We start from the raw sequence: 12,340 nt of genomic DNA on the forward strand, positions 1-12,340 counted from the left end.
TTACTTATTATTATCATCATAATGATTTATTTTCCTTATCTCAAGATGCACATTATCATGGAACTGTAAAGAATAATGGAGGTGATGGAATGGCTCAAGTAAAAAACAGCGTGCCATTAACAGTTGGGGCCAGAATATCAAAGGTAGATCTAAACAAGTTAAATTTATGGATGGGCGGAATTGCTTTTACGTTTGTCATTGCTTTTATGGGTTATGGGCTAGCAAAGGTACCAGGGTTTGATCATGTTGGTCAACTCGCATCTGCGATCATCATTGCTGTTGTGTATCGTCAAATTTTTGGATATCCAGAACCTATACGTCCTGGGATCCAATTTTCAGCAAAAAAATTATTACGGCTTGCCATTATCTTGTTTGGTTTAAAGCTAAATATCGACATTGTTATTCATCAGGGACTTGGTTTGCTTGTACGTGATGTCGGAACGATTGTTTTCTCCATTTTCCTGACGGTTTTATTAGCGAAATGGTTGAAAGCCGATTCGTCCTTATCCCTTCTTCTTGGAATCGGTACAGGGGTTTGCGGTGCAGCTGCCATTGCTGCAGTATCCCCTATTCTAAAAGCTAAAGATGAAGATACAGCGATTGGAGCCGGGATTATCGCCTTAGTAGGTACTGTATTTGCCATCGCATACACCATTTTAAGACCTTTCATCGACTTAACGGGCATTCAATACGGTATCTGGTCGGGTGTAAGCTTACACGAGATTGCGCATGTTGCATTAGCGGCGGCTCCTGCTGGTCAAGACGCATTGGCAATTGGCTTATTGGCAAAATTGGGGCGGGTCTTCCTACTTGTTCCACTCAGTTTTATCTTGATGTATTGGATGAAACGTAAAGGGAAAGAACAATCAGACACAAAAATCGAGTTCCCTTGGTTCTTGATTGGATTTATCGTAATGAGTTTCTTCGGCAGCTATGTTCTTGGCAAACATCTATACGTTCCGAAGACTGTGATGAACGATGTAGCGGATTTTACAACATTTGTTTTAACCATGGCAATGGTGGGACTCGGGGTAAATGTAAGCCTTAAAGATCTCCGAACGAAAGCATTGCGACCGCTTATTGCTATGTCGATTACGTCGGTCGTTCTATCCTTCTTAACGTTTGTTGCCATGTAATTGGTTTTTATACAACGAATGAGAGGGTGGTTATAAATGAAAAGAATTTTATTTGCAACTGATGGTTCGGAATACTCTGAACATGCGGCACGGATGACAGGGGAATTTTTAGACGCTTGGCCTGAAGCAACTGCTATTGTTTTATACGTCACTGCCAAAGAAAATTATGCTTATGACTTAGTGCCTGATGTAGTCGATCGCTATGAAGAACACCTTGCGCAACAAATTCAAACCGATGTTATGGAACGCTTATTTGACAAATGGCAAAATCGTGTTCAATTCTTGCATCTTACGGGGCATCCGAGCATTACAATCTGTGAGGTTGCCAAAAAAAAGCAGGCAGATTTAATTGTTGTAGGAAGTCATGGGAGAGGCATGGTTGATCGTGCCTTATTAGGCAGTGTTTCACAAGGTGTTTTGCACCGTTCACATATTCCTGTCCTTGTTGTAAGGAAATAAAATGTAAAAGGGAGATGTTATTTATGAAACGCCCAAAAATTACAATTGTCGGTGCTGGGAATGTTGGAGCTACACTTGCACACTTAACTTTATTAAAAAAATTAGGTGATGTTGTACTTATTGATATTGCGGAAGGTATTCCTCAAGGGAAGGCACTTGATATGCAAGAATCGGCTCCTGTTGAATCTTTGAGCGCAAATATACTTGGCACGAATGACTACCAAAATACAAAGGATTCGGATATGATTGTGATCACTGCAGGAATCGCAAGAAAACCTGGAATGAGCCGTGATGATTTACTTGAAACTAACATCAAAGTGGTTCGGCAAGTCGTGCAACAATCCGCACCATTGTCGCCAAACGCATTTCTGATTTTAGTCACCAATCCATCGGATGTCATGGCACAAGTTGCACTTCAAGAAAGTGGTTTTGCCCCTGAAAAAGTAATCGGACTTGGAGGCGTTCTGGATTCTGCTCGTTTTAGAACCTTTATTGCTCAAGAACTTGGAGTGTCCTATCGAGATGTGACCGCATTTGTACTCGGTGGTCATGGCGATGATATGGTTCCGCTAGCTCGCTACTCCTATGCAGGCGGAATTCCTATTGAGACGTTACTTACCAAAGAGAAGATAGACAGCCTAGTTGAGCGGACGCGTTTTGGTGGCGGAGAAATCGTGAACCTATTGAAAACAGGAAGTGCCTATTATGCTCCTGGTTCATCGATCGTATCTATGATGGAAGCCATTTTACTTGATGAAAAACGAATTATGCCTGTTTCCGCATTTGTAAATGGCAAATACGGAGTAGATGGTTTGTTTCTAGGAGTCCCTGTAGTGCTTGGCGCAAAAGGCGTTGAACAAGTGCTTGAGATTCAATTAACGGAAGAAGAACATAAAGGGCTCATGAAATCGGCAGAAGGGGTTAAACGATTACTTAAACAAATGTAACATAATTGATACAAAGAGACTAGTTGCCTGACCATGGTTAGGAACTAGTCTTTTTGTATTGGAATATTGTAATAAGCAAAAAGCCGTACATTTTGTACGACAAATTTAATAAGCCTTCATATACCTGGCCTCTATTTCCGATATCTATAACCAGTATTATAAGTTCCTTATCATTCTTAGTAAAAATGACTCTGATATCTCCAATTCTAAGTCTATAATATTCATTACCTTTTAACTTCTTTACGTCACCCTTAGGTAATCCATAAATGGCAAATAAAATTCTCTTTCTTTGTAGTATCCTGTTTATTAATAAACTTCAATGCATTTTTGTTTATGACAATTTTATAGTTCTGATTCATTAATACCTAACTCCTTCAGAACTTCTTCCATACTGACAAATTCAAATTTTTCTGGACTTTGTACTTACTTATGATACGGTTCACCTCTATTGATCTTAAACGCTCTATACACTTGCTCAAGCAAAATCACCCTCATCAATTGGTGGGGGAATGTCATTTTGGAAAAGGATAATAACATATTCGCTCGGTCATACACTTCTTTGGACAAACCTAAGGAACCGCCGATCACAAAAACAATATGGCTTTTGCCATAGGTCATGAGCTGGTCTATTTCTTTTGCTAGCTGTTCGGAGTTTAGCATTTTGCCTTCAATGGCTAAGGCCACTACATAATCATCTTGCTTTATATTAGCAAGAATCCGTTCTCCTTCTTTTTGTTTTACCTGTTCCATTTCTGCTTCACTTAAGTTTTCTGGCGCTTTCTCATCGGCTAATTCGATGATTTGAACCTTGGTATATGCGGATAATCGTTTTTTATACTCTTCAATCCCTTGGATCAAATATTTTTCCTTTAACTTGCCAATACCGATAACCGTAATTTGCATACTCCAACATACCTCCAATCTTCCAACATTATATCCAAGCTAGTTCCGTAAGATAAACTTACATGTCAGAAAATATCCATAAAAAAACGCAAAGTCTGTCATTAGACTTTGCTGTTTTACTTTATCTCGTTTGTTCTTGAGCAGATTTACCTTCGATTCTGATCAGGGACTTCTGTTAAGGTTAATTCTATCGATTGTAGGTTGCCATCTCGATAGAAGCTAACCTTCATTTTGTCCCCTACTTTTTTCTGTTTATATAAAAACTTACGTAAATCACTAGAGCTATTAATCGGCTGGTCATCTAATTTCACGATCACATCTAATCGTTTTAATCCAGCTAAGTAAGCAGGACCAAATCGGCTTACATCATATATCACTATTCCATCATTTACAGATTCAGGTAATTTCAATACATTTACTCGGTCTGCTTGTGACACAGAGTGAAGATCAATTTGGGTAATTCCCATATATGGACGTTTCACTTTTCCGTATTGAATCAATTGGTCAATGATAGGTTTGGCCTCGCTGATTGGAATCGCAAAGCCTAACCCTTCTACACCACTTTCAGCGATTTTGGCACTATTGATGCCAATCACATCTCCATTGATATTTAAGAGTGCTCCACCACTGTTTCCAGGGTTAATCGCAGCATCTGTTTGAATAACGTCTGTTTCCCAATCGGGTTGTCCATCTCCATCTAAATCTTTATCAATGGTACGGTTTGGTGAGCTAACGACCCCAACTGTTACAGATTGAGAGAATTTAAGACCTAGTGGGTTACCGATTGCAATCGCTGGTTCTCCTGCTTTTAAGTTTGTTGAATCGCCAAAGGTTGCAACCGCATCTGCATATTTTTCATCAATAGAAATGACAGCCAAGTCTGTTAATTCATCTGCTCCCAAGACTTTTGCAGGAACTCTTTTCCCATCTGCAAGGGCAACCTCTACATTATTGGCCCCTTCAATCACATGGTTATTCGTGACGATATAAGCCTTCCCACTACGTTTATCAAAAACAACACCTGACCCAACCCCTGCTTCCACACTTTTTGTTATATTTGTCCAGAAGTTAGTTTGTTTTTGAATATTTACAACGCCAACTACAGCTGGCTTTACTTTCTCCGTTGCATCAACAATGGCAGAATTGACATCAACTTGAATTTGTTTGCCACTGGTTACATTGGTTGGCGTTTGATTATTGATTGTTTGTGATGGAGGATTTACTCCTCCCTTAGGTGTCAAATCAATAATTCCTGAATTCACAAAAGTAGGCATCAACATCAGTACGATAAGTCCACCGATAATTGCAGAAACAAAAGCCGTTAATAAATTCGATCTATCATTTTTTCTCCTTCTTTTTTGGCTATAAAAATCCTCATCATTAAAATCCATTTTTCTCACCATCCTTGATATTTTCCATTATTTCTATAGTACTATTTTTATACGAGATTGACCATCACATGTAGTCTATTTTCCTAGGAAGTAGGTAATAATGATCAATATATCTTAGAAAACGAAAATGAGGATAGGAGTGTTTCATTTGAATAAGACTTATTTTTTGCCAAAAGATGTCGATATAATAGCACAACTTGCTGATTTAAAAGAAATCGATTATAAAAATATGCTTGTTTTAACAGCCCTTATTGAATTGCTTATCGAAAAAGGTTTGATTTCTCGCCAAGAGGTTCTTCATAAAACACATCAATTAGAGACTGATTTAATCCTAGAAGATTTACTTTAATCCAACCTTTTCTTTTTTGGATATGATTTTCTCTAATGCAGTTGGTCCATTAAAATAGGTGTCCATCAATTGTACATCTTGTTCTGTAATTCCATAGTCTTCGAGAATATTCTTTACGGTTAATTTAGCTAATTCAGGTAAATTATTTTCTCTACTTAAATGGGCTAAATATACTTTTTGGGTATCTCCTGATATGATCTCAGATAATGCTTCACCTGATGCTTCGTTAGATAAATGCCCAACATCACTTAAAATTCTTTGTTTGATACTCCAAGGATAAGAAGACATTCTTAGCATTTCTACATCATGATTCGCTTCAAAAATCAATGCATCGGAGCCGGCAATTTTTTGTTTAATCTTTTGACTCACATAACCAAGGTCTGTAACGACACTTACTTGAAATTCATCTTGACGAAAAAGGTAACCAACTGGCTCCGCAGCATCATGGGAAATGGCGAAAGATTCAATTTGTAAATCAGCAAAATCTCTCACCGCTCCTGTTTCAAATATGTATTTGCTTTCCTCCTCTATTTTCCCAACATGGGTTGGTAAATGGGCAAATGTTTTTTCATTGGCATATAAGGGGATACTGTGCTTTCGTGCAAGCACACCAATTCCTTTAATATGATCATCATGTTCATGGGTAATCAAAATCCCATCAATTTTTTTGGGATCAACGCCTATTTTTCCTAACCCCTCTTCTATTTTTTTACCACTCAGTCCTGCATCAATCAGGAAATTGACGTTTTCAGTTCCAACATAAATTGAATTTCCAGTGCTGCCACTTGCTAAGACACTATATTTTATCAAAATAGACCCTCCGCTAATCTTTCTTTTTAATAAGTTAATGCTTTCTCAACTGCACCTGTCAATGCGTTTACAAAGATCATATCCCGTTTTCCTTCTATTTGATAACTAATTCTCCAGACCGGAGTCAGTACTTGGACAGAAGTTTGTTGAGTTTGTCCATGATATCCAAGTCTGATTTTTGTTATTATTGCTTCGCTTGGAAGCAATTGTTGATCCAAAAGGGTACGAAGTGCTGTATAGGAAGAAACAACTTGTCGATCTGACCCTTGATTCATAACTTCAAAATATCTTTGTGAATATTGAATTGTGCCATCTTGATTGATTTGAAACTCTAATTTTGCGTTGAAATAAGGAAAGCCATCTTTGATCTGATTATAGACAAGGTGGTTCCCCGTTGAAACGACTCCATCTAATTCATAGTGTTCAAAATTGGCGATTTTCTCTCTCGCTATCGATTCGATTACCTCGTTCTCTACAGGCATTTTCACTTTAGCTAATGTTTTTCCTTCTGATAACTGATTTTCTTTCACTTGAAGGAAATGCATTTCTAAAATTTCTTTAGGAATCGTCGCATTTAAAATAATCTTTCGTTGGCTTAATGCCTGCCTTAATTCATCCAGGCTACTTCCATCCCATTGAGATTCGTTAATACTTTGACTTTGCTTCATATAGATTTGATATCCTAGTAAAAGATTAAGAAACAAAAAGGTTAAAATAAAGATGGTTTTTGTTTTCCCCCAATCCATCATTACATCCCACCTTCATAAGCAGGTATTGTGATTTCGTCATTTTGGTTATATCGAACCCTCCAATGGGGAAAAAGTTCTAACACGTCATTCTTTTTTTCAACCTGATAACCTAATTCAATCGATGTAATTACTTTGGCATCGATCTTATGCTGTTCTAGTTTCTTTAATAATTCAGGGCCAGAACTGGTTTTAATATATTTCGTGTCCAAATCCTGATCTAAAAGTGTCATCGATTGTTCTACTTTACTCACGATTCCATCGACTAATTGGATATTGATTTCGCCAATGAGATACTTGTTAGTTAATAAAGGATACCCTCCTACATATTGCTGAAATGTGAAATAAGGTTGACTGGTGGCTTCAGCAAAGCCAAGATCATCAAGTTGATATTGACCCACCCAACCCCCATGTTGATTAACAAACCGAATAGAAGCAGCAAGATCATTATTCCAATCTAATTGTTTTCGATTATCTGTTACCGGCTGAAAATATGAAAATACCCGTTTATTCGGGAAAAATTGCATACTTCTACTTCCGTCTGTATAAAGAACACTTTCTTTATTAGCCAATTCATATACCTTTCTAACCATGCTTGGATCAATAAATAACAATTGAATATAATCCTCGATGGAAACAGGTGTAATAAATTTACGTACTTTTTTCATTTCCAGACCTTCATTAGGTAAATAAAAAATGGGTTTTGTATTGATGTTCCTTTCCTTATTAAACGCCCAATAATATGAATACCTTGGTTGGTTTACTCCACTAGCAATGTATTTGGAAAGCTTTTTACTAGAGATTGAAGTTTCTGCTTGATACACTTTATCTTTTTGATCTGAGATAAAATAGACAATCACCTTTTCATTTTGGTCTAACACTAACCATAAGCGATTGATTTGATCAAGATACATCGTAGTCGATATCTTATAAAGAGATGATAAGACAGAGTTAGGAAGTGAAAAAGGAAAAACAATCTCTATACCTTGCTCCACTTCTATCATTTTAGTCCAATCTATAGGCTCTGAAATTGAAGTAATTTCGTAAAAAGACCAATGATCAAAATCAGCTTCTAATTGTTTAAAATCTTCACTATCTGTATTGGAGAGTGAATGAGAATTTTCCCCAAGATGGTAGATAATTTGCTTTGGCCGAATCATTTGCTTTACATCTAATTCTTGGCCAAAGGTTAATCTAGGTACATATTCTGAAGGAGATTCTTTCTCATTATTAGGACTATAAAAGATCAGGAACCATGTTAGAAATAAACTATTGGCTACTAAAACAAATAATATCATTGATTTAATTCGCTCTTTCACTTCCTGACCTCCTTTACTTCGAGACTGGAATCGTAACAATAACTCTTGTTCCTTTGTCTACTTCACTTTCAATCATAATATCTCCATCATGTGCTTTAACGATCTCTTTAGCAATGGCTAAACCAAGGCCTGTTCCACCCATTTCTCTTGATCTTGCCTTGTCAACCCGATAAAAACGTTCAAAGAGTCTAGATAGATGTTTTTTTGAGATACCAATTCCCGTATCTACTACCTCAATGATTAAATCATGATGTTTTAATCTTGCTGATACAATGATTTCTCCGCCTTCTTTGGTATATTTAAGGGCATTAGATATTAAATTATCCAATACTTGATCAATGTGATCACGATCTAATTCAACTGTTGGCAAATACTCAGGGAGATGGGAAGACAAATCGATTGATCTTTGTTTAGATTGAAATGAAAAACGATCAATGACATCTTCAATCATCTCCTTAACAGAAACCAATGTTTTGTTAGGCTTTGTTTGTTGATCATCTAAGTGAGAAAGATGTAATAAATCACTAACTAAACGAATCATCCGATCTGTTTCATGGCTAGCTACTTTGATAAATCGATGTGAGAGTTCAATGTCTTCAACAGCTCCATCTTCTAAAGCCTCAAGATAACTTTTTATTGTTGTTAAAGGGGTTCTTAGCTCATGAGAAACATTTGCCACGAAGTCCTTACGTATCTGTTCCAATTTTTGTTCCTTTGTAACGTCCTGTAGTACGATAATCATGCCAATTTCCCCACGGTTAATCCGATGAATCTTGTTAAATGTCATTTTTAATGCCTTATGTTCGTTTTCAACCTCATAATCTACAATCATACTTTCTTCCTCTTTTGCAGGGGGGAAAGAATGTAGAGAAAATAGTTGATTGATCTGTTTTTCGATAACTTCACTTTCAGAAAACCCAATAATCTCCAATGCTCTTTGGTTAACAACGATGATCCTTCCATGAGCATTTGTAGCGATAACCCCATCACTCATATGGCTTAGAATCGAGGCGAACTTCTCTTTTTCCTCTTCATTTTGGTCGATAGCTTCTTTTAATCTAATCGCCATCTTATTAAAGGTATCTGCTAAACGGCCAATTTCGTCATCCCCATATATCTTAACTCTTTGATTAAAATCCCCTTTTGTTAGTGAAACCGCTTGAGTAGTAATATCTTTAATTGGCTTTGTAATCGTTCTAGATAAAATAAAACCTAGCCATGCTGTAAATAATAAGGCAATAAGTGTTGCTGTCATTAAAATATTACTAATCCGATAAATCGTATCATATACTCCCTCAATCGAGGCTTTCATGAATACAGCACCAAGTACATTATTACCCTGCTTTATAGGCAGAGCTAAATATTTGGTACGATGTCCTGTCTTGGCATCAATCCGAATCGCTTCATCTCTTGTACCTAATAATGCCCGATTCACTTCTGTTTGATAAATTTTTTGCCCGATAATGCTTGGACTAACCTTCTCCGTAGAACTTAAAATTACACCATTACTATCAATAATCGAGACATCAACGCCATTTAACGCAAATAAATTATCTACTAAATAGTCAATATCTGCTCTTTTCTCTGCCTCTGTTTTCCCATCCTCTGTTAAATATCTTTCAAGGTTTACTGCTAATAAATTTCCCTGTGTTGCAAAAGTTTCATTAAAATTATCTAAATAATAACTCTCTAAAGATCGAATAAAATAGATTCCTATAATTTGCATCGATATTAGAATAAGTAAGAGATAAATCACAACCAATTTCCATTGAATACTTTGAAAAAACTTCCAACCTTTCAAAGGAAACTACTCCTTTTCGGATGGATAACGTAATACATAACCCAATCCCCTTCTCGTAATAATATAGGCTGGTCGGCCAGGGTCATCTTCAATCTTTTCCCGTAATCTTCTAATCGTTACATCTACAGTACGGACATCCCCAAAATAGTCGTAACCCCATACAGCCTGTAATAAATGCTCTCTGGTTAAAGTTTGTCCAACATGTTTTGCTAAATAATATAGAAGTTCAAATTCCCGGTGGGTTAATTCTATAATCATTTCTATTTTCTTTACGATATAAGTAGATGGATAAATAGTAATTTCCCCAATTTGTATTTGTTGAGCTTGATGATTGGCTTGGTCTAAAGAATAGACTCTTCTTAAATTTGCTTTCACCCGTGCAATTAACTCTCTATTAGAAAAAGGTTTTGTTACATAATCATCTGCACCCATTTCTAAACCAAGCACTTTATCTACTTCTGTATCCTTTGCTGTTAGCATAATGATTGGTTTATCTGTAAGAGTTCTTGCTTCCTTGCAAACCTCTAATCCATCTTTGCCAGGTAACATGATATCTAATAAAATAATATCTGGATGATGATCCCTTACCTTTTGAATTGCCTCAAAACCATCAAAAGCGGTAAGGACCTCATAACCTTCCTTTTCAAAACTAAATTTTAAAATATCTGAGATTGGCCGTTCATCTTCAACAATTAAAATTCGATACTTCACCCCGTATCCCCCTTGTCTCTAACCTTATCTATTTAAGTTTATCACAAGGTATATCAATCTGAATACATAGAAAACCACAACAAAAAAACCATAAATGTGACACCCTTCTATGAGACACCCTTCTATGAATAAAGATTAAGGAGAGAAGGGCAATTCTGGAAGAAATTTATACTTTCTTCAGCATAAAAAAAAAGTAGGTTTGTCCTTGATTGAACATAACCTACCTTAGTTTACAGGATTATCTTCTTACATAATTTAATGGGTTTCTATTGCTGCCATTGACCAATACTTCAAAATGTAAATGGGTTCCTGTAGAACGTCCCGTATTTCCCATTACACCGATCTGCTGGCCTTTTGCTACTTTATCTCCACTAGAGACCATGATCTGGCTTAAATGGCCGTATAGGGTTTTCATACCATTTCCATGATCAATGATAATAGCTTTACCGTAAGCACCATTCCAACCAGCAAAAACGACTTTTCCACTATCTGCTGCTTTGATCGTACGATTACTTACTCCAGATATATCGATTCCTTCATGAGTCCTACCCCATCTTGAACCATACTTACTGGTAATAATTCCTCCTACTGTTGGCCATAATAATGTACCAGAACCACGTGAAGGAACAATTTTAGTACCCTTCTTCACAATTTTATCTTTTGCTTCAGAAATAACCGTTTCTTTTAGAATTGTTTTTTGCGTGGTTACTCCATTTTCCTTCAATATCGAGTATTCCACACTTTTCTTACCATCGGAACCTTGTTGTACCACTTTTGTTTGGTTTGAGTACATCGATGAATCCTTTTGATAAACCACTTTGTAAGGAATTCTTTCTTGATTGATCACTGTTTCTTTTGTTTGAACAGTAACAAGCGGAGTTTTGGCTGTAACAATCACTTCGTCACCAATATTGATGAATTCACCTTTAATATTAGGATTCAATTGATATATCTGTTTCGTCGTGATGCCAAATTGTTGGGCAATTCCAGAAAGTGTATCTCCTTGTTTCACAATATATTTTTTCTGTTCTAAGGTCCCTTGTTTTAACAATGTCACCATATCTTCTGCAGATAAAATTTCTGCTGGTGTTACTTTAACCTCTTTGGTAACAACTTCTTCTTTAATTTGAATTTGATCTAACTTTCTAATTTGTTGATTGTTTCCATCAAGAGAAGCTGCTTTTACTTTATCTTTATTCTTGTTTGGAAGAAAAGGCTGTTTGATTTGCTCAAGTATTAAATCTGCTGTTTTTTGATCTTTTACATATCCAACTACTTTTCCATTCACTACGAGTTCAACAGCTGTCGCTTGAATCGAGAAGGCATCTTTTAGAGCACTTAAAGTCTTAGCGTTATCAAACTGGCCTTTAAATTTCTTCTCTTCCTGATATGTAATCTTATTTCCAAAATTTAATGTTATCGTGCTATATGTATTCTGGGCTTGCTTTAAAACTTGCTCTTTCCATTGTTCAACTACTTCTTTATTATTAACAACCCCAACTTCTTTACCATCTAAATAGACGTGATAAAGATTTACGGCATTTGCCTGATAATAGCCTACACCAAAAAGGGTAGTCATAAAAATTGTGCCTGTAATTGAACCAATGATGATTGATCTTTTCTTATTTGATTGAATATATTGTTGTACGGTCTGAACTATTGTTTTTCCCCAATTACTAGCCTTGGTTAAGTCCTTTTGGAATTTACCTTTAAAATCGGTAAATTTATCATTGAACGTCGCCATGACAACCTCCTTTTTATGGAGTTT

13 protein-coding genes are annotated in these 12,340 nt (G+C 36.3%); 4 read left to right on the forward strand and 9 right to left on the reverse strand.

The window, feature by feature from the left end; all coding sequences use genetic code 11:
* Positions 1-89 precede the first annotated feature (89 nt).
* The 3 genes from BEN26_RS07765 to mdh are packed head-to-tail and all read left to right on the forward strand — an operon-like array spanning position 90 to position 2,542.
* A complete protein-coding gene (locus BEN26_RS07765; protein WP_069799078.1) occupies positions 90-1,136 on the forward strand; it encodes a YeiH family protein in 1,047 nt (348 codons plus the stop codon).
* A 36-nt stretch (positions 1,137-1,172) separates the two neighbouring features.
* The gene (locus BEN26_RS07770) at positions 1,173-1,595 is read left to right on the forward strand and encodes a universal stress protein (protein WP_069799076.1); all 423 of its coding nucleotides are present in this window, start codon (positions 1,173-1,175) and stop codon (positions 1,593-1,595) included.
* 23 nt (positions 1,596-1,618) lie between these two features.
* Positions 1,619-2,542, forward strand: coding sequence for a malate dehydrogenase (gene mdh, locus BEN26_RS07775; protein WP_068726867.1), 924 nt, complete (start codon positions 1,619-1,621; stop codon positions 2,540-2,542).
* A gap of 37 nt (positions 2,543-2,579) precedes the next feature.
* Here mdh and BEN26_RS14300 read toward each other — a convergent pair whose 3' ends face one another.
* The 3 genes from BEN26_RS14300 to BEN26_RS07790 form a co-directional block, all read right to left on the reverse strand.
* Positions 2,580-2,849, reverse strand: coding sequence for a type II toxin-antitoxin system RelE family toxin (locus BEN26_RS14300; protein WP_399168192.1), 270 nt, complete (start codon positions 2,847-2,849; stop codon positions 2,580-2,582).
* A gap of 116 nt (positions 2,850-2,965) precedes the next feature.
* Positions 2,966-3,445: a 23S rRNA (pseudouridine(1915)-N(3))-methyltransferase RlmH gene (gene rlmH / locus BEN26_RS07785; RefSeq protein ID WP_069799074.1), complete on the reverse strand. Its 480-nt coding sequence runs from the start codon at positions 3,443-3,445 to the stop codon at positions 2,966-2,968.
* A gap of 146 nt (positions 3,446-3,591) precedes the next feature.
* Positions 3,592-4,836, reverse strand: a complete 1,245-nt coding sequence (locus BEN26_RS07790; protein WP_068726876.1) for a S1C family serine protease — start codon at positions 4,834-4,836, stop codon at positions 3,592-3,594.
* A 148-nt stretch (positions 4,837-4,984) separates the two neighbouring features.
* On the opposite strand from BEN26_RS07790, the gene BEN26_RS07795 reads away from it, so the two are divergent.
* Complete coding sequence (locus BEN26_RS07795) at positions 4,985-5,185, forward strand: hypothetical protein (RefSeq protein WP_235589119.1); 201 nt, start codon at positions 4,985-4,987, stop codon at positions 5,183-5,185.
* Here the strand turns inward: BEN26_RS07795 and BEN26_RS07800 are convergent.
* The 6 genes from BEN26_RS07800 to BEN26_RS07825 form a co-directional block, all read right to left on the reverse strand.
* Entirely contained in the window at positions 5,177-5,992 is an 816-nt protein-coding gene (locus BEN26_RS07800; protein ID WP_069799152.1) for an MBL fold metallo-hydrolase, read from the reverse strand. The two genes, BEN26_RS07795 and BEN26_RS07800, sit on opposite strands and share 9 nt — an antisense overlap.
* A 29-nt stretch (positions 5,993-6,021) precedes the next feature.
* Complete coding sequence (yycI, locus tag BEN26_RS07805) at positions 6,022-6,744, reverse strand: two-component system regulatory protein YycI (protein ID WP_069799073.1); 723 nt, start codon at positions 6,742-6,744, stop codon at positions 6,022-6,024.
* Positions 6,744-8,060, reverse strand: a complete 1,317-nt coding sequence (locus BEN26_RS07810) for a YycH family regulatory protein (RefSeq protein WP_069799071.1) — start codon at positions 8,058-8,060, stop codon at positions 6,744-6,746. The genes yycI and BEN26_RS07810 overlap by 1 nt, the downstream gene beginning before the upstream one ends.
* Positions 8,061-8,073: 13 nt before the next feature.
* Positions 8,074-9,861 (reverse strand): cell wall metabolism sensor histidine kinase WalK, encoded by a 1,788-nt coding sequence (walK, locus tag BEN26_RS07815; protein WP_069799069.1) that lies wholly within the window; start codon positions 9,859-9,861, stop codon positions 8,074-8,076.
* Between the two features lie 6 nt (positions 9,862-9,867).
* Positions 9,868-10,572: a response regulator YycF gene (yycF, locus tag BEN26_RS07820; RefSeq protein ID WP_068726889.1), complete on the reverse strand. Its 705-nt coding sequence runs from the start codon at positions 10,570-10,572 to the stop codon at positions 9,868-9,870.
* Between the two features lie 238 nt (positions 10,573-10,810).
* Positions 10,811-12,316 (reverse strand): peptidoglycan DD-metalloendopeptidase family protein, encoded by a 1,506-nt coding sequence (locus tag BEN26_RS07825; RefSeq protein WP_069799067.1) that lies wholly within the window; start codon positions 12,314-12,316, stop codon positions 10,811-10,813.
* Between the last annotated feature and the right edge of the window lie 24 nt (positions 12,317-12,340).

This window comes from Tepidibacillus sp. HK-1 (genome assembly GCF_001748485.2).
GTDB classification, from domain to species: domain Bacteria; phylum Bacillota; class Bacilli; order Tepidibacillales; family Tepidibacillaceae; genus Tepidibacillus_B; species Tepidibacillus_B infernus.